This window comes from Robertmurraya kyonggiensis, from assembly GCF_005116465.1.
In the GTDB taxonomy this organism is placed as follows: Bacteria; Bacillota; Bacilli; order Bacillales; family Cytobacillaceae; genus Robertmurraya; species Robertmurraya kyonggiensis.
Map to the genome: position 1 here is coordinate 1,446,930 of NZ_SWBM01000001.1, position 16,692 is coordinate 1,463,621.

Here is a 16,692-nt window from a genome sequence, read left to right on the forward strand (position 1 = left end):
CCTAGCTGCTCATCTTGCTTTGTATAAGTAAATTTTCCAAGCTGCATCTTTATTGGTAAAAGTCTTTTCTAATTGGAGATGATTTTCTTCTGCATTCTTAATCGGAATGGCAGAAAACAGGAACCTACCACCCATTTCTTTGAAAGCTTCTGTATTTAGTTCTAGATTCTTCAACTTCTGTTTAGAGTTCTTTTTAAACATATAATGCTTTCCGAGTTCATCGGTAAAAAGATAGCAGCGTCCTCCCCATTCGTCAAAATAGGTACGAATATTTTTGTTCTTAGCTAACTCATTTTCGATAATCTTGCGGAACGTATATTTATATGTAAGTGGATAGAAATTGTTATACGTATCTAGCGTGTAGAACCCATTGTACTGAGAGATTGCTGGATGAATTCCGATACTTGCTACACGATAATCCTCTACTGGTAATCCAATATAGTCCTTAATGTTTTGAAACAATTCCTCAGCATAAAATTGTTTCACTGTTGGTTTTGTATGATGGATGATCTCATCATTGAAAGCAAATAGAAGAATAATCTGTGCGACAAGAAAAAAGTGGACAATCGGTTTTAACGTGATATGCTCAAACATGATTTTCAAACCCAGGGCAAAACCTAAATAAATAATGAGTGGCCGTAAAAAATGGAACCGGGCAAAATTAAATGTATCCAAGACATGAAAACGCACGGTTAATGGATACCAGCCTTTATAGAACCAAAAGGCGTACCAAGTGGATAAAACAAAATTTATGACCAGTAGAATCCAAAAAGCCTTTTCCTTTTTCCAAAGCTTACGAATGAAAATGATATAAAGAGCTAGTAGTAGAACAGGCAAAATAACTAGACCATGTACGGTCATAACGTGAGTATGCCCAAGTATGAAGTTCTTAAAAGTTAAGCGTATAACTCTCCATAATGGCAGCCTCGCATGAAAGTATTCATCCCTGCTGTTGGGTTCTGTAGAAAAAAGAAAGGAACTCACGAGTCGATATTCAACAAGCATATATAGTACAGTCATATACACTATTGATAGTAAAAATCTAAAATTCACACCTCTACCTCTAAGTAAATCGACGAGCCAAAGTAAACCCACTGCAGCAAGAAAAAAGAAAAACCCTAAAACAAAGCTCGAATACAAAGGGAGAAGTGTTAACGCTACATAGTTTTTCCAGGAACGCTCCCTGTTGCGTATATTCAAAAATGCCCACAATGCCAATGGCATCCCTAATGTACTTAACATACCGGATGGCCAAAAAGGAGTAAGGGCAAAGGCCAGTGCAACCCAAACATTAATAAAAGTCCATTCTCGTTGTAAGATGAAATGCTTTTTCAATAGAAGATACATTCCCCAGAAGGCAACGAATCTTGAAATTGCTTGGCTCAAGAAATAAGCAAGCATAGTGGGAAATAGATGGTAAAGCCATACAATGATGCTATACTCTGTACCTAAAGCATTTCGAGGCAATCCATTAATCACCTGAGGAATTGTAGCACTGATGGAACCGAACATTTGCCCACTTTCAGATAAAACCTTGTACCAGGCAATGTTGGAATCAAGATTATCATGAACTCGGATATGAGCGTTCTCCCCCAAAATCAAAAGGGGTAACAAATAAATAGCTATAATAATATGAGCAATGATCAATTGCTTCTTTTCGTTTAGTCTCATGATGTACACCTCAACCCGAAAAGAGTTTAAGCACCTTTTGATACAATCAGGTTTGTTGTATCATTGTCTCTCGTCTCCCCATTTGTAATCTTATCGTTTGCGAACAGCTAGAATTATATTCCATTGGTTAAATAAAAAGACGAAGTAAGATCTTATGTAGGGAATTTCCCATACAAAAAGGACCCATTAAGGTCCCCTAAAATGCTATTTCACAGATTTTGTTGCAATATAACATGGCATATATTCGGTTAATATTCCTTTATGATGCTTATCTTCATACAGTTCTTTTAATTGAAATCCAGCTTTCAATTGTCCGCCAATTTGAGTTTCTAAAGAATGACTGAATTGCACACCACTTGCAACAATTAATTCATCAACGTTTTTCGAACTACTCTCCATTCCGTTATATGGCAATTTATCGACTACCTTCAGCTCTTCCTCTCCTTCTCCAAATAAATACAAAGCAGGGTTAGTAAAACCTGAAAGTAGCACGCCACCTTTTTTGAGTACTCTAAAACTCTCTCGCCAAACATGCTCAACATCTTCAACATAGCAATTCGAAACAGGATGGAAAATCATATCAAAAGTATCATCTTCAAAGGGAAGTTGTTTGCTCATATCCCCTTTAATGATTTCGATTGTGTAGCCTTCTCTTTCTGAAACCATTTGTTCCATCTCAAGCTGCTTGTCCGAATTATCAAAAACAGTAACCTTAGCATTTTGTGCAGCAAAGACTGGGCACTGTTGTCCACCTCCACTGGCAAGTCCTAAAACCTTTGCTCCATCTAATGGTATGAACCAATCTTTCGGAACCGGTTTACAAGGAGTCAAATATATTTCAAATATTCCTTGAGTTGCCTTTATAAAATCTTCATGCGAGATCGGGATTGACCAATCTCCACCTTCTGAGGCCCAAACATCCCACATTTTTGAATTTATTTCTATATAACTCAAATTCTTTTTCATCGACAGTCTCCCCTTTTTTATCTCTATTAGGACAAATTATATCATCAAAGTTGGTAATATCCTCCAAATATACAATAAAAAGCGCAGGATATTCAATCCTAAGCACGTTGTCAATTATATTCGAATACGTCAAATTGCAAAAGCTATAACAAATCCAAGGACAAAAAACAGTACTGACCCAAGATTAAAGCAGTTCACTGATACTGAGCCCAAAGTTCGTTTGAATTTATAACCATTTTTCAATCCTAAAATGCTTGTTGCAAAATTTGATTCCGTATAATTTGAGACTATTCCTCCAGAACTCGAGAAAAAAATAGTGACTAAGGAACAAACCAATCCTACAAGAAACATCGCTCCAAGTAATTGATAGTTAAATAAAAAGAAAATCAAATAAGATATCCCAAATTCAATTCCCATTACCAAAACTGTAAAAATCGCAAACCACAGCTTTTTCATGATATCCTCCCTTTAAAATAGCGAAGACCAAATCATGTCTGATTGGTCTTCGAATTGGAAATTAGTTAATTTTTTTATTCGTAAAGTGCAAAAACAGCACTACCCTTTAACACTTCTTTGCCACGTTGATTGATGGCTGCGACACTAAATTTCAACTTAGTCTCTTCTTTTTCTGTTAGCTCGGCCATTAATGTAATGACATCATCTAAGAACACCATGTCTTGGAAGCGGATCGAGTAATCTTGTAGAAAGCCTTCTTCGTAATATGAAGTAAATAGCTTCGCCAAGTTTCCCATCGTCCACATTCCATGAGCAATAACTCCTGGAAGTCCAAGTTTTTTAGCCTCATCATCAATTGTATGAATCGGATTGTAATCACCTGAAGCACCTGCATATTTGATTAGGTCTAATCGTGATACTGGGGAAAGTACAATTTCATAAAGCTTTGCCCCAACCTGTAGTTCGTTTAACTTGCTCATATGCCAAGCCCCCTTGCGACAGCTTCTGGAACAATAATGATCTGCTCTGAGCTAAAAATAAGCTCTCCATTAATGTCTTCCCCATATTGTTTAATTGATAAAAAGCCCATTTTCCCAAAGCTTCCCGTTTTCTCCACATAGCTATGAACCTCTGAATAACATTGGACCTCTTCACCAACTAGTAGAGGTCTCTCGTAGTGATAATGCTGTTCTCCATGTATAAGCCCAACACTTGGAAGCTTAAATCCTTCAATAATGCCAAAATCAAAAACTCGTGGAAATGTAGGTGGTGCAATATTTGTTTTATAACGAGAATTCTTCCCGACTTTCTCATCTATATATATAGTTTGCAAGTCTCCAACTGCTTCCGCAAACTTTTTGACTGCTCCTTTTTCTACTGTATTCCGAACCTTATTAGATTTTTTTCCGACAGACTCAGATAACATGATTTCACCTCACCTTAATTTTTCGGTCCACCTGCTACATAAATCACTTGACCACTAACGAATGATGATTTTTCATCAGCAAAAAACGCTACAGCATTGGCAATGTCTTCTGGCTTTCCAGTTCGCCCTACTGGAATTTGTGATACACTAGCCTTTATTAATTCCTCGAACGATATTCCAATCCGTTCAGCCGTTGCCTTTGTCATATCGGTTTCAATAAAACCAGGAGCAACTGCATTAACTGTTATTCCATAACGGCCCAATTCAATCGCCAATGTCTTCGTAAAACCTTGTAACCCTGCTTTGGCAGTGGCATAATTTGCTTGTCCTCGATTGCCAAGAGCAGAAGTGGAGGAAATATTGATGATTCTTCCATACTTATTTTCCACCATATACTTTTGTGCCGCTCTTGCAGTAAAGAAGGATCCTTTTAAATGAACATCCATAACCGTCTGCCAGTCTGAATCTGTCATTTTAAAAAGAAGATTATCTCTGATTACACCTGCATTATTCACAAGAATATCCAGTGATCCTAGTGCTTCATAAGCCTCCCTTACTGCATCCTCAACTTGTTGTTCATCTGTTACACTAGCAAACTTTGAAAATACTTCATAACCCTTTTCACTTAAATCATTAGTCGCTTCAGAAAGCGCTTCCTCATTTACGTCAATAAATGCCACTTTGGCTCCTTCTTCGGCAAAGCGCTCCACTATTGCTTTTCCTATTCCTCGACTTCCGCCAGTTACAAATGCGACTCTACCTGCAAATCTTCCAGCCATTTGCACTTCCTCCTTGAACCTATGGTTAGTTTATGGTTAATTCTGAATTTTGTATATACAATTATACTAGTTATTGGGAAAAATGAAAAATATAACTCTCAAATACTAAATATATTGCCCAACTTTCACATGACCCTTAATTAGATTTCTCGCAATAATCATGCGCTGAATTTCATCTGTTCCATCATAAATTCGCCATAGTCGTGCTTCACGGTACCATCTTTCAATCGGCAATTCCCGCGTATAACCCATTCCCCCATGGATTTGAAGGACTCGGTCAACAACACGATTCCCCATGTTAGAACCATACAATTTAGCCATGGAAGCCAAATGTCGATTATCCTCTCCATGATCCAATGTGAAGGCAGCATTTAATACGAGCCATTTAGTTGCTTCAATTTCCACAGCCGAGTCGGCAATTTGCCATTGAATCGCCTGTCTCTCAGCGATAGGCTTTCCAAATGTAATTCGTTCCTTCGAATAATCAATAGCCATTTGTAAAAGTCGTTCAGCTGCACCAACTGCTCTGGCTCCGACAACCCAGCGAGCAAAACCGATCCATTCTAATCCGAGTTTATATCCACCGTGTACTTCTCCTAAAATATTTTCCTCTGGTACTCGAACATTATCAAATACTAATCCAGCTGGTCCCCATTCACCCATCGTATGGATATATTCTGACTTCCAGCCCATATCACGATCTACAATAAAGCATGTTACACCATCACGGCCTGTTGCTTGATGCTTTTCTTTGTCTGTAATCGCGATAACCATAACAAAGTCAGCTTCATTCCCACCAGTAATGAACGTCTTTTCCCCATTTAGTACCCATTCACTATCGTCTTTCACGGCTGTCATTTTAATATTTCTTGTGTCGGAACCAGCACTTGGCTCAGTCATCGCAAAGCACGATTTTTTCTCACCATTAATCGTTGGAATCAAATATTTCTTTTTCTGCTCTTCATTCGCATAATAGAGGATATTATCAGCTGAGCCGCCAAATGAAAAAGGTACAAATGTTTTTGAGGTTTCCATCATAACGATTGCCATCATCATTTGGCCTAAGTCCGCCCCACCATATTCTGCTGGTGTATTAATTCCCCAAAACCCTGCTTCCTTTGCTTTTAGCTGAAGGTCCTTAAGTTTTCCAGCAGGCAAGCTTGGTCTTCCTTCTCTTTCATTTCTTAAGACCTCATTCTCTAATGGCATTAATTCCTTTTCCACAAACTTACGAATCGTTTGTTGCACCATTTTTTGTTCATCGGTTAATCGTAAATGCATCACTTATCACTCCCGTTTTTTAATCTTATTTACATAACTCCAGCATGATTGCCATTCCTTGTCCACCGCCGACACAAAGAGTAGCTATACCAAGCTGTTCATCTCTTTTTCTCATTTCAAACAATAGGGTAGTCATGATCCGCGCACCCGTTGCCCCTATAGGATGTCCTAAGGCAATTGCCCCTCCATTGACATTCACTTTTTCCAAGTCTAACCGTGCCTCTTGAATTACAGCTAGTGCCTGTGCGGCAAACGCTTCGTTCAACTCTATCAATCCGATCTCTTGGCTCTTTCTGTTGGTACGTTCTAATAGTTTTTCAATTGCAGGAACAGGGCCAATCCCCATAAGTTCTGGAGAAACTCCTGAAACTGCCCAATCAACAATTTTTGCTAAAGGCTTTACACCTAGCGAGCGTGCTTTCTCTGCTTTCATAAGAATCATAGCCGCTGCCCCATCATTTCGGCCACATGCATTACCTGCAGTAACTACTCCATTTTCTTTAAATACTGGTTTAAGCTTTACTAATTTTTCTAATGTGGTTTCCGCTCGTGGATGCTCATCTTCTACAAATAGGAAAGTTCGCTTTTTTTCCCTTACCTCCACTGGCACAATTTCTTCCATGAATTTTTGATTTTTTATGGCAGCCGCTGCTTTTTGCTGACTTTGGAGTGAAAAAATATCCTGATCCTTTCTAGAAATCTGATATTTTTCTGCCACATTCTCTGCAGTGATTCCCATCCCTAGTTCAACACCATATATTTCAATGGGTTGCTGTCCATTCTCTAAATGTGAATCTACTAAATAAGGATTTCCTTCACCAAACCTAGAATTTCTCAAATAGATTGGAGCTCGGCTCATATTTTCCGTGCCACCAACTATAATGATGTCTCCATGTCCAGATAAAATCTGTTGTACTCCAGATGTAACCGCTTGCATTCCTGAGGCGCATAATCGATTTACGGTAAAACCAGGTGTTGTCTCTGGTAGTCCTGCTCTTAAGGCAGCAACACGTCCAACATTTGAAGATTCAGTTGATTGCCTTACCTCACCCAAGATGACCTCACTAATTTGCTCTGGAACCAAACTTGTGCGACATATTGCTTCTTTTACAACAATGGCTCCAAGCTCACCTGAACTAATATTTCTCAAACTACCACCAAATTTTCCAATCGGAGTTCTTACAGCACTTACGATTACAATATCTTCCTTCACGATAGTGGATAACCTCCTTTCTCCATGGCTCACACATTTTTCTTAACTGTATTCCTTCTTCAGTTGAGCTGCTATGATATTCTTTTGAATTTCAGAAGTTCCTTCGTAAATCCGTGTTATCCTTGCATCACGAAAATAGCGTTCAATCGGATAATCTTGGATATACCCCAATCCTCCCTGAACCTGGACAGCCTTATCAGCCACACGATAATATACTTCTGAACCGAAGAGCTTTAACATGGCCGCTTCCTTAATGACTTTATGTTTTTGATCGAACATCCATGCGACCCGATATGTAAAGGAACGCAGTGCTTCAATTTCTAGGTCCATCTCAGCTACCATATGTGCAATTGCTTGATGTTCAATAATGGGAACTCCAAACTGCTCTCTGTCTATAACATAAGCCATAGATAAGTCCAGTAATTTCTGACAGGAGCCTAGATTGCGAGCAGCTAGTCCAGCCCTGCCATTTGCTAATATCTTCAGAGCATTAACATAGCTTTCCCCTTCTTTACCTAACACATTTTCCTCCGGTACCTCACAATTTTCAAAAATTAGCTCTGCAGAATGAGAGCCCTTTAGACCCATCTTTCTCTCTATCTTTCCTACCTTAAAACCAGGAAAATCCTTTTCTACAATAAACGAAGTGATGCCTTTTGCCCCCTTTGTAGAATCTGTAACAGCCATGACCGTAAACACATCCGCGATTGGAGCATTTGTTATTCCATGTCATTGGGCTCGACTTCATTTTCTATAAAATGGCGTATGGTTGTCTTTAACAAAAGTGTTTCCTCGTCTAATTGAAAATTCATATTTTCCCTCCTTTATATGTCTATGTATTCTATTGAGTAAAAATTATGCTGAATTTCAAACCTCTGTATACCTGTTCTAATTCTACAAAGAGATGTTTTAATCCTTTTCACATAAGTCTGCCTTCTTGGCAAAATCCGTAATTTCCTACGCAAAAAAAATTGAGCCATCTGTTTAGATGACCCACCTTTTAAGGATATAAATTATCAAACATCTTCTGCATAAAATGTTGTTCGTCACACTTTGCTGTCTCTAATGAAATTTCTTTTCCTTCCTTCACTATTTTTTCCTTTAATACCCATTTATCCTGTTCTTTTTCGATAGTTAACATAACATTATTATTGTTAATATCTTTGAATAGGATATAGCCAATTTTCGGATCAGGCTCAAAAAAATAAAGTCTCTTTTCTCCTCGATACTTTCCTGTCATCAATTTTTTCAGTGAATCAAAGACCTCATTTTTCCCTGATAATATTTCATTTTTCCAAAGCTCGCTTGCAGTAAAATAAACGACTGGCTCCCTCTCAAGTAAATCAAAACTAGAAAGTACATCATTATTCACTAAATTAATATACTCAGCTTTCGTTTCCTCAAGCATCTTCTTACATTTTGCAGATAACTCTTGTTCTTCTGCTTTGCTATGTATTGGCGCATTTATAGTTACAAATAATACTAACAACAAAAAAAACAACTTTTTCAAACAAACCACCTCCTCTCTATTATGAGAGAAAGCAAAAGTAATATACATATTTTTAGATATTATGCTTCTCGCAGTAATCTTCCACTAATTCCTCTAACAGATTGGGCTCTGGAAACTTCCCTTCAAAATAAAACGGAATTTCCTCCATGAATTCTCCTTCATGAAATACATGAATTGCCCCATTTTGGTTGATGACACTAAATTCTGTTTCAAACCGATATCCATTTCGATCAATAGCACCCATTTTTCTCGTCTCCTTTAGCTTGGATCAACCTCATCAAAGGACAGTCTCGTCACATTCGTGTATTCGCCTTTATCAATTTCTTCATTCGTTGCATCTTGTTTTAATTCTTCTTGATCATTCATTCCAGGGGCCATAGTTGGTTCCTGCCCATTTTTCTTCTTATTCATATGTTCATCTCCTTTTACTTACTTTGGCCAGAGTACAAGACGTTTATGCTAACTTTGATTTAAGAAGTTTCCTTTTAAGATCCCGTTTCATACGATAATCGTAGGAAATTGAAAAAATAGAGAAGGATGTGAAAAAATGGGCTTATATCAAGATCCTAAAGTAAAACCTAAGGTTTTTCATTCTATAAAAAATAGCTCCAATCAAAAAGAATTTAGAAGGAGCTATTTACAAGATATATTTGATGGGCAAGCAACCATAAACAAATCATTAGCTAAATCGGTGAAACAAGTGCGCCACTTTATTAAAAGCACTCGCGAATCACAAAATAACCAAATGACAGAAGTAATCAATAAGCTTAAACAAAAAGAAGAATTAGATTCACAAGTGCTTCATTTTATCGAACAACAAGAACAAATCACAGAAAGTCTTTTGCAAAGATTAGAGCTTTTAGAGAAAAACAATGGAGCATTACTCGAGAAGATGAAAGCAGATGGGCTGTTAACTCAGGCAATATTAGAACAGCAGTCGGTGCAGGATACCATTCTTTCGAAAATTGCCGACAAGTTGGATGAAAATGAAGCCATTTCAGAACAATTGAAAAAACAAGATGAAGTATACGATGAATTCTCAAATAAGCTTAACCTACAAGAGGTTTTTCATAATACCGTGATGGAACGCCTCGATCAACAAGAAGGACTAATTAAAAAGATTAATGGAGAAATTGATCATCTTCGCTCAGTTATTTACGAACGTGCCTCACATATTGTTGAGAGCATAGAGAACAATTTTCAACGTATTACGAGCCCGATACAAAGATTCTTGGTTTCAAAAGATGACAAAGAAAAAGTAAAGGAAACACAAAACCCCCAATAATTAATGGGGGTTCGCTCGTTTTTTAAGCTGTATGTGCTGGCAGGATGATATTAAATGTTGTACCCTTGTTCAATTCACTTTCAATATAAACAGTACCATTGTGACTCTCGATAATCTTGTAGCTAACCATTAAACCGAGACCATTTCCATCTTTCTTTGTTGTGAAAAATGGTTCACCGATCTTTTTCAGCTTATCCTCCGGAATTCCAACCCCAGTATCTTGAATCGAGATTTTAACTTGCTCTTGCTCTACATTTACTTTTACAGTTATATCGCCACCATTTGGCATCGCTTCGATTCCATTTTTGATAAAATTCAAGAACACTTGCTTTAAACGGTCTTCATCACATTCAATCTGGACAATATCGTCAGGAGCCTCTAGGTGCATCCGCACTTTTTTCTTCCTCGCTTCAAAATCCAGTAATGATACAACAGTTTGGACAATCGGAACAATATTCTTTTCCTTTAAGTCCACTGCTCTCGGTTTTGCTAACACCATAAAATCTTCAACAATCTGATTCACTCGATCAATTTCATCCAATATAATTTCAACAAATTCGCGCTTTTGAGGCTCAACTTCATCTTCAAGTAGTACTTCGGCATAACCCTTCATTGAAGTAAGCGGATTGCGGATTTCATGAGCAACACCAGCTGCAAGCTGTCCAACTGCAGCAAGCTTATCTTGACGATGTAATATGTCTTCTGTACGTTTCCTCTCCGTAATATCATTACGAATCGCTAAATACTGATACGGCTTGCCATTCTCGTTCATAAAAGGAACAATCGTCGTATCTACCCAATAATAGGATCCATCCTTTGCTCGATTTCGGATTTCTCCCTTCCAAACATGTCCGTTCCCAATCGTCCTCCATAGGTTTTGGAAAAATTGCTTACTATGATAGCCAGAGTTTAGAACGCTATGATCCTTACCGATAATATCTTCCTTGCTATATTTTGATATTTCACAGAATTTATCATTCACTTTTGTAATAATTCCTTTAGCATCCGTAAAAGCGACAATGGATGATTGATCTAAAGCAAATTTAATGTCTGTGATCTCTTTGACTGTTTCCTTCAATTTTCTTTCGGAGGTTTTCCGATCGGTAATATCAGTCCGAATGGATACATATTGATAAGGTTTCCCTTTATCATTTAAAAAAGGAACAATCGTCGTATCTACCCAATAATAAGTTCCATCCTTCGCTTTATTACAAATCTCACCTTTCCATACCCCACCATTTCCAATCGTTTTCCATAGAGATTGAAAAAATTCTTTTGAATGGTAACCAGAATTTAAAATCCGATGATTTTGTCCGATTAATTCTTCTCGTGAGAATTGAGAGATTTCAACAAACTTATCGTTCACATAAGTAATTGTACCTTTTGCATCAGTAATAGCCACAATCGAAGATACATCTAGAGCAGCTTTTATATCTTTTAAATTAGAGTCGGAAACAGCCAGCCTTTTGCTTACAAGTGCACTCGAACCAATTAATCCACTTAAAATAAGGACGGCAATTATTAAGATGACATAAATAAGAAAGCTGTCTTGAAAGGGAGTACCGTCGATTATTCGATCACTTTCAGCAATTTTCGTAGCTTTTAAAAGTAACAGATGCCCTTCAACGACTGCCCCTGTAATAATCAAAGCACTCAAAGGACGAAGCCACGTCTTTTTAGTAAGGCTTCCGATTCTCGGATTATACAGGAGCCAAAACACAAAATAAAACGACACAAATACAAGAACAGCTGCTACAACCAGAATGGCTATATTGTATGTGATCGACATTTCAAGCCCAAACATCCCAATTGTATGAATGGCACAAACCGCACCAGTCATTAAGAAGCTGGCAATAAGTATATGAATTGTAGATGTATTCTCAATCGAAACAGCATAAAAAGACATCCCTGTAAAACAAATCCCCACTACGATTGCCAACAGCGTAATAAGCAAATTATAATTTGAAGTTGCAGTTACATCTAATGCCAACAAAAAATTCATGATCCAAATACCGAAGCTTAACGATAATGAGCCACCGATAAATAATAGTGGTCTATTTCGTTCAGATGTCCTTAGCATTGAAAACATATCTAAAGCTGAATACGTTGCCATCATTGTTAAAATAACAGCGACGCCCATAATAATCGGGTCCACTGAGTTCAAAAGATTTTCCATCCATGTATCAATCCTTTTTGCTGTTTATATAAAGCTCTTTTATTCTGGCAAGAGCCATGCATCATCAATATATCCTGGTGCTTAAATTGTTTTTTACGAAAACATCCTAACATTACAACTATGATTGTAATGGAAAGTGTCGCAACAAGAAAGGAATATTTTATCTATTCACTAAAAAGGGACAAGATATTAGAATTCAGAATTTTTTATAAAAAACAGTACACTTTTTCTAAACTTTCGCGTATACTGTACTATAACAGAACGAACAATGATAAACTGTGTCAAACAAGGAGGGGATTACGATGATTCAAAGTCCAGTTGAATTTTTCCGTACGTTACCAAAAAAGGTTTGTCCTGAGTGTGGGCAGGTGATGCAGGAGCAAGCAGAATCCTATTTAATGGAATGCGACCGCTGTTTATCAAAAAAGGTTGAGTAAAGAAAAAATGCAATGAGGAGTTCATACAGCCTCATTGCATTTTTTCTTTTAATCTAGTAATTGATTCATTTCATAAAATATTTAGAAGAATATATTAATTATATTTAAAATTATGCTATTATTTAATTAGGGTATCGAAATAATAGTGCCCTGCCATACATAAGGAGGAGAATAAATGGAGAAAACTGTTGCTAGACGTTTGAAGCGTGAAGAAGTCCCTGTAGAACTTACATGGAAACTTGAAGATTTATTTCAGACCCCAGCAGACTGGGAAGCTGAAATTGCTGCAATAGAAGCAGAGCTATCTTCCTTTTCAACATACAAAGGAAGACTCCATGGGAGCGCAAGTACATTATTAGAATGTCTTGAACTACAAGAAAAATTAATAATGAAGTTAATTTTGGTTGTCGTGTACGCACAGTTAAAGCAATCAGGTGACGGGACTGACCCGATCAATCAAGCAAATGCCTCTATTATTGGTAATCTGCGTTCAAAAGTAGATGCAACTCTTTCTTTTATCAAATCAGAAATCATTTTAATAGAAGAAGAAACCATTCAGGCTTACTTACAAAAGGATGGCTTAAAACCATTTGAAAAGACTTTAATTGACATTTTAGATGAGAAAAAATATCGACTTTCTCCTGAAACTGAGGAAGTTTTAGCAGCATTAGGAATCGTACATGATGCTCCTTATGCTATCTATCAAACAAGCAAATTGGCTGATATGCAATTCAAATCCATTGAAGATGAAAATGGATTTGAACTGCCAAACTCTTTTGCTCTATTTGAAGATCGTTATGAATTTACACCTGATACAAATACTCGTAGAAAAGCGTATGATTCATTTGTAGAGACATTAAACAACTATAAAAATACATTTGCTGCAACTTATGCAACAGAAGTAAAGAAGCAAGTAACCTTAGCTAAATTAAGAGGTTATGATTCAGTTACGGACATGCTTTTACAGCCACAGCAAGTGACGACTGAAATGTACAATAATCAACTGGATATTATCCAAAAAGAGTTAGCTCCTCATATGCGTCGATATGCTCATTTAAAGAAGAAAGTATTAGGACTGGACGAGCTCCGCTTTTGTGATTTAAAAGCACCTTTAGATCCCGATTTCAATCCACAAACTACTTATGAGGAAGCAAGTGAAGTCATTTTAGGAGCATTAAAAGTCATGGGTCCTGAGTATTCAGAGATCATGAAAAAAGGATTAACGGAAAGATGGGTCGATTTAGCTGATAATGTCGGGAAAGCTACAGGCGCATTCTGTTCAAGTCCTTATGGTTCTCATCCCTACATTTTGATTACGTGGACTGACACAATGCGAGGAGCATTCGTCCTTGCTCATGAACTAGGACATGCAGGACATTTCTATTTAGCGAATAAGAATCAACGAATTATGAATACTAGACCTTCTACGTATTTTGTCGAGGCCCCTTCTACGATGAATGAAATGCTTTTAGGTGACCATTTACTTTCGAATACAACAGATCCACAAATGAAACGTTGGGTTGTGTTACAGTTGCTCGGTACGTATTACCACAACTTTGTGACTCATTTATTAGAGGGTGAATACCAAAGAAGAGTCTATGCTTTAGCTGAAAAAGGTACACCATTAACGGCAAAAGTATTATGTGAGGTCAAAGGAAATGTCCTTTCCGAATTCTGGGGAGATTCCGTTGTTTTAGATGAAGGTGCTAGCTTAACGTGGATGCGTCAACCACATTATTATATGGGTCTCTATCCTTATACTTATTCGGCTGGCTTAACAGCTTCCACTGCTATGTCACAATTGATTAAAGAAGAAGGCCAACCTGCTGTCGACAGATGGTTAGAAGTTTTAAAAGCAGGAGGAACAAAGACACCGCTTGATTTATTGAAACATGCGGGCATTGATATGTCACAGCCTGAGCCTATTAAAAAAGCAGTAGCATATGTTGGTTCATTAATCGATATTCTTGAGGAAAGTTACGAATAGAATAATTATACGGTTGAAAGCTCTCTAGTCCGCTAGAGAGTTTTCTTTTTTTGAATAAGTTTTAGTCCATGGGTAAACCCTTTTAATATGAGGTGAGCGAAATGAATAATGATGAGTACTTAACACATGCACCCAAAAAAAAAGGGATGACGATTAACACGGATGGACGAGCACCTAATCAAAAAAATTACCCTGGTGATTCTGTTAACGAGCATGAAAGTCTTGAAACAGCAAATACCATTATCGCCGAAGGTGAAATTGGTCAACAAAGGGAAAATCTATAAAATAAAGGGCCACTTCTCACGAATCTTATGAGTTTGGCCCTTTATTCTTAATTGATCTTAGGGAGCTCACGTACCTCCATCGATGTCTCATTTCCACATAAAGGGCATTTCAAATCGTTACTTGCGAAATCCTTCCTCATCCAGCCATTACAGCCATCATCCATACATGCATATACTTCCGTATCCATGAGAATATCTTCTGGTTTTTCTTCTGCCGCTTTTCTATTAAAAAAAATTGCAACCGCCCCCTATTTGTTAGTATCGTTTGATTCAATTTCTCCCTCTACATAAGAATCATTAACTTGTTCATGTGTAGTAGCTAAGCCAGAGGAAACTTGATCATTTTTATTGTAATCATCAGGAGAATAATGGCGGTTTGCTAGCTTTGAACTATCTTCAGATTTATTGTCTTTCATATGTATGCCCCTTTCAAAAAATATAGTGGTAACAAAGTTAGCTTTCACTAACTAAAGGATATTCATTCATAGATCCGGATCTTTTCTCAGTTTTTACCTCTTGAAATTGGAAAAACCCGCGCAAAACGCAGGTTTTTCTATAAATAATTAAATTACAACCAAGCTGCTCCGACAATGATTAAGAGAATGAATAGAACGACAATTAATACAAAACCGCCCTGACCATATTCTCCCGTTGGATAAGCGTAGCCGCAACTACCGTAACCGTAACCCATTACTCCACTTCCTTCCTAAAGTGTTGAAGAATTCTCTCTTTTTATCTTATTATTTGGAGGCCTTCTCCGTGATTAATACCATCCACCAATGTAGGACGCACCTACAATAATAAGAAGGATGAACAATACTACGAGTAATGCAAATCCGCCGCCATATCCAATTCCAGCTCCTGCGCTCATTAAAATCCACCTCCTATAACATCTACACCTATATTATGAAAGGGCAAGTTGTCCCGAATGGGCTTCTTCACTAACGACTTAAAAGAATTTAAAAAACCACATAAAAAAATGGAAAGGACAAACTATTTCTAAAAATAAGTTCACAATATATCCATAGTATTTTCCTCACTTATTTCTTATCTTTATTATGGGAGGGTACAAAATGAAGAGAATATATATTATTTGTGGTGTTATCGTAGCACTCGCGATTGCAGCGGGTATTTCATTTTTCATCATCCGTGACCAAACTTCAACCATTCCAAATACGATTGATTTAGTCACAGTGCATAATGAGCCTTATAAATTTTCTGAATCGGATCAGAAATTAAAAGTTGTCGAATTTATTTATACAAATTGCCCTGATATCTGTCCTACTACAACTTTAAAAATGAATATGCTTAAAAAGGATTTACAAGAAGCTGGTGTCTTTGGAGACAAGATACAATTTCTAACCATTACGATTGATCCTTATCGAGATACGCCTGAAAAGTTGCAGGAATATATGAAGAATTTCGAGATTGAAGATGACGGTAATTGGCTTTTCCTTACAGGTGACCAAAAGAACATTAAAGAGGACTTGAAAGAAATCGAAGAACTTGCCGGTACCTTCCAATTCCAATATCGAGATCCAGGTGATGGCTTCTTCGTTCACTCGACTTATATCTACCTGTTAGATGAAAACAACCAATATATCAAGAAATACCCTATGGGTGAGGAATTCGATAGAGAAGCGATGTTTGATAAAATATTGAAGAAAATTGACTAAAAAAAGGAAGCGGTGATTTGAAATTCACCGCTTCCTTAATTCATTG

At 37.3% G+C, this 16,692-nt stretch carries 21 protein-coding genes and 1 pseudogene; 5 read left to right on the forward strand and 17 right to left on the reverse strand.

Going from position 1 to position 16,692, the window contains the following annotated elements; translation table 11 throughout:
- Positions 1-9 precede the first annotated feature (9 nt).
- The 12 genes and pseudogenes from FA727_RS07270 to FA727_RS24365 form a co-directional block, all read right to left on the reverse strand.
- Positions 10-1,671, reverse strand: a complete 1,662-nt coding sequence (locus FA727_RS07270; protein ID WP_136830242.1) for a DUF6044 family protein — start codon at positions 1,669-1,671, stop codon at positions 10-12.
- 204 nt (positions 1,672-1,875) lie between these two features.
- Positions 1,876-2,637 carry a class I SAM-dependent methyltransferase gene (locus FA727_RS07275; RefSeq protein ID WP_136830243.1) on the reverse strand — a complete coding sequence of 254 codons (762 nt, stop codon included), beginning with the start codon at positions 2,635-2,637 and terminating at the stop codon, positions 1,876-1,878.
- A 129-nt stretch (positions 2,638-2,766) separates the two neighbouring features.
- On the reverse strand, positions 2,767-3,093 hold the full coding sequence (locus tag FA727_RS07280; protein WP_136830244.1) for a hypothetical protein: 327 nt from the start codon (positions 3,091-3,093) through the stop codon (positions 2,767-2,769).
- Positions 3,094-3,167: 74 nt separating this feature from the next.
- Positions 3,168-3,572 (reverse strand): MaoC/PaaZ C-terminal domain-containing protein, encoded by a 405-nt coding sequence (locus FA727_RS07285; RefSeq protein WP_136830245.1) that lies wholly within the window; start codon positions 3,570-3,572, stop codon positions 3,168-3,170.
- Positions 3,569-4,018 (reverse strand): MaoC family dehydratase N-terminal domain-containing protein, encoded by a 450-nt coding sequence (locus FA727_RS07290; protein WP_136830246.1) that lies wholly within the window; start codon positions 4,016-4,018, stop codon positions 3,569-3,571. The genes FA727_RS07285 and FA727_RS07290 overlap by 4 nt, the downstream gene beginning before the upstream one ends.
- A gap of 14 nt (positions 4,019-4,032) precedes the next feature.
- Complete coding sequence (gene fabG / locus FA727_RS07295; protein ID WP_136830247.1) at positions 4,033-4,797, reverse strand: 3-oxoacyl-ACP reductase FabG; 765 nt, start codon at positions 4,795-4,797, stop codon at positions 4,033-4,035.
- A gap of 105 nt (positions 4,798-4,902) precedes the next feature.
- Positions 4,903-6,078 carry an acyl-CoA dehydrogenase family protein gene (locus FA727_RS07300; RefSeq protein WP_136830248.1) on the reverse strand — a complete coding sequence of 392 codons (1,176 nt, stop codon included), beginning with the start codon at positions 6,076-6,078 and terminating at the stop codon, positions 4,903-4,905.
- A gap of 25 nt (positions 6,079-6,103) precedes the next feature.
- The gene (locus tag FA727_RS07305) at positions 6,104-7,291 is read right to left on the reverse strand and encodes a thiolase family protein (protein WP_136830249.1); all 1,188 of its coding nucleotides are present in this window, start codon (positions 7,289-7,291) and stop codon (positions 6,104-6,106) included.
- A 42-nt stretch (positions 7,292-7,333) separates the two neighbouring features.
- Positions 7,334-8,020 (reverse strand): annotated as a pseudogene (locus FA727_RS07310) (acyl-CoA dehydrogenase family protein); the annotation flags it as partial.
- Between the two features lie 271 nt (positions 8,021-8,291).
- The gene (locus tag FA727_RS07315) at positions 8,292-8,801 is read right to left on the reverse strand and encodes a hypothetical protein (protein ID WP_136830250.1); all 510 of its coding nucleotides are present in this window, start codon (positions 8,799-8,801) and stop codon (positions 8,292-8,294) included.
- Between the two features lie 52 nt (positions 8,802-8,853).
- Complete coding sequence (locus FA727_RS07320; protein ID WP_136830251.1) at positions 8,854-9,045, reverse strand: YbxH family protein; 192 nt, start codon at positions 9,043-9,045, stop codon at positions 8,854-8,856.
- A gap of 14 nt (positions 9,046-9,059) precedes the next feature.
- Entirely contained in the window at positions 9,060-9,212 is a 153-nt protein-coding gene (locus FA727_RS24365; protein ID WP_170209243.1) for a hypothetical protein, read from the reverse strand.
- Between the two features lie 136 nt (positions 9,213-9,348).
- Between FA727_RS24365 and FA727_RS07325 the strand changes: the two genes are divergently transcribed.
- The gene (locus FA727_RS07325) at positions 9,349-10,086 is read left to right on the forward strand and encodes a hypothetical protein (RefSeq protein WP_136830252.1); all 738 of its coding nucleotides are present in this window, start codon (positions 9,349-9,351) and stop codon (positions 10,084-10,086) included.
- A 22-nt stretch (positions 10,087-10,108) separates the two neighbouring features.
- Here FA727_RS07325 and FA727_RS07330 read toward each other — a convergent pair whose 3' ends face one another.
- Complete coding sequence (locus tag FA727_RS07330; protein WP_136830253.1) at positions 10,109-12,262, reverse strand: PAS domain-containing protein; 2,154 nt, start codon at positions 12,260-12,262, stop codon at positions 10,109-10,111.
- Positions 12,263-12,564: 302 nt separating this feature from the next.
- Between FA727_RS07330 and yhfH the strand changes: the two genes are divergently transcribed.
- The 3 genes from yhfH (at position 12,565) to FA727_RS07345 (ending at position 14,970) form a co-directional block, all read left to right on the forward strand.
- The gene (yhfH, locus tag FA727_RS07335; protein ID WP_126409864.1) at positions 12,565-12,699 is read left to right on the forward strand and encodes a protein YhfH; all 135 of its coding nucleotides are present in this window, start codon (positions 12,565-12,567) and stop codon (positions 12,697-12,699) included.
- Positions 12,700-12,874: 175 nt separating this feature from the next.
- Positions 12,875-14,686, forward strand: coding sequence for an oligoendopeptidase F (gene pepF / locus FA727_RS07340; protein ID WP_136830254.1), 1,812 nt, complete (start codon positions 12,875-12,877; stop codon positions 14,684-14,686).
- Between the two features lie 101 nt (positions 14,687-14,787).
- Positions 14,788-14,970, forward strand: coding sequence for a hypothetical protein (locus tag FA727_RS07345; protein ID WP_136830255.1), 183 nt, complete (start codon positions 14,788-14,790; stop codon positions 14,968-14,970).
- A 47-nt stretch (positions 14,971-15,017) separates the two neighbouring features.
- On the opposite strand, the gene FA727_RS07350 is transcribed toward FA727_RS07345, so the two are convergent.
- The 4 genes from FA727_RS07350 to FA727_RS07365 all read right to left on the reverse strand — a co-directional run bounded on the left by FA727_RS07350 (position 15,018) and on the right by FA727_RS07365 (position 15,841).
- A complete protein-coding gene (locus FA727_RS07350) occupies positions 15,018-15,206 on the reverse strand; it encodes a cold-inducible protein YdjO-related protein (RefSeq protein WP_136830256.1) in 189 nt (62 codons plus the stop codon).
- Positions 15,207-15,218: 12 nt separating this feature from the next.
- On the reverse strand, positions 15,219-15,386 hold the full coding sequence (locus tag FA727_RS07355) for a YozQ family protein (RefSeq protein WP_136830257.1): 168 nt from the start codon (positions 15,384-15,386) through the stop codon (positions 15,219-15,221).
- A 152-nt stretch (positions 15,387-15,538) separates the two neighbouring features.
- Positions 15,539-15,661, reverse strand: a complete 123-nt coding sequence (locus FA727_RS07360) for a YjcZ family sporulation protein (RefSeq protein WP_136830258.1) — start codon at positions 15,659-15,661, stop codon at positions 15,539-15,541.
- A gap of 72 nt (positions 15,662-15,733) precedes the next feature.
- Entirely contained in the window at positions 15,734-15,841 is a 108-nt protein-coding gene (locus FA727_RS07365) for a YjcZ family sporulation protein (protein WP_126409858.1), read from the reverse strand.
- A 202-nt stretch (positions 15,842-16,043) separates the two neighbouring features.
- Here FA727_RS07365 and FA727_RS07370 point away from each other — a divergent pair, with 202 nt between their 5' ends.
- Entirely contained in the window at positions 16,044-16,646 is a 603-nt protein-coding gene (locus FA727_RS07370; protein WP_136830259.1) for an SCO family protein, read from the forward strand.
- Positions 16,647-16,692: the final 46 nt, after the last annotated feature.

What these genes read in the sequence shown, in the direction of transcription:
- FA727_RS07270 (WP_136830242.1), bottom strand. Translation starts at nt 1,671, where the DNA reads ATGAGACTAAACGAAAAGAAGCAATTGATCATTGCTCATATTATTATA.
- FA727_RS07275 (WP_136830243.1), bottom strand. Translation starts at nt 2,637, where the DNA reads ATGAAAAAGAATTTGAGTTATATAGAAATAAATTCAAAAATGTGGGAT.
- FA727_RS07280 (WP_136830244.1), bottom strand. Translation starts at nt 3,093, where the DNA reads ATGAAAAAGCTGTGGTTTGCGATTTTTACAGTTTTGGTAATGGGAATT.
- FA727_RS07285 (WP_136830245.1), bottom strand. Translation starts at nt 3,572, where the DNA reads ATGAGCAAGTTAAACGAACTACAGGTTGGGGCAAAGCTTTATGAAATT.
- FA727_RS07290 (WP_136830246.1), bottom strand. Translation starts at nt 4,018, where the DNA reads ATGTTATCTGAGTCTGTCGGAAAAAAATCTAATAAGGTTCGGAATACA.
- fabG (WP_136830247.1), bottom strand. Translation starts at nt 4,797, where the DNA reads ATGGCTGGAAGATTTGCAGGTAGAGTCGCATTTGTAACTGGCGGAAGT.
- FA727_RS07300 (WP_136830248.1), bottom strand. Translation starts at nt 6,078, where the DNA reads ATGCATTTACGATTAACCGATGAACAAAAAATGGTGCAACAAACGATT.
- FA727_RS07320 (WP_136830251.1), bottom strand. Translation starts at nt 9,045, where the DNA reads ATGGGTGCTATTGATCGAAATGGATATCGGTTTGAAACAGAATTTAGT.
- FA727_RS24365 (WP_170209243.1), bottom strand. Translation starts at nt 9,212, where the DNA reads ATGAATAAGAAGAAAAATGGGCAGGAACCAACTATGGCCCCTGGAATG.
- FA727_RS07325 (WP_136830252.1), top strand. Translation starts at nt 9,349, where the DNA reads ATGGGCTTATATCAAGATCCTAAAGTAAAACCTAAGGTTTTTCATTCT.
- FA727_RS07330 (WP_136830253.1), bottom strand. Translation starts at nt 12,262, where the DNA reads ATGGAAAATCTTTTGAACTCAGTGGACCCGATTATTATGGGCGTCGCT.
- yhfH (WP_126409864.1), top strand. Translation starts at nt 12,565, where the DNA reads ATGATTCAAAGTCCAGTTGAATTTTTCCGTACGTTACCAAAAAAGGTT.
- pepF (WP_136830254.1), top strand. Translation starts at nt 12,875, where the DNA reads ATGGAGAAAACTGTTGCTAGACGTTTGAAGCGTGAAGAAGTCCCTGTA.
- FA727_RS07345 (WP_136830255.1), top strand. Translation starts at nt 14,788, where the DNA reads ATGAATAATGATGAGTACTTAACACATGCACCCAAAAAAAAAGGGATG.
- FA727_RS07355 (WP_136830257.1), bottom strand. Translation starts at nt 15,386, where the DNA reads ATGAAAGACAATAAATCTGAAGATAGTTCAAAGCTAGCAAACCGCCAT.
- FA727_RS07360 (WP_136830258.1), bottom strand. Translation starts at nt 15,661, where the DNA reads ATGGGTTACGGTTACGGTAGTTGCGGCTACGCTTATCCAACGGGAGAA.
- FA727_RS07365 (WP_126409858.1), bottom strand. Translation starts at nt 15,841, where the DNA reads ATGAGCGCAGGAGCTGGAATTGGATATGGCGGCGGATTTGCATTACTC.
- FA727_RS07370 (WP_136830259.1), top strand. Translation starts at nt 16,044, where the DNA reads ATGAAGAGAATATATATTATTTGTGGTGTTATCGTAGCACTCGCGATT.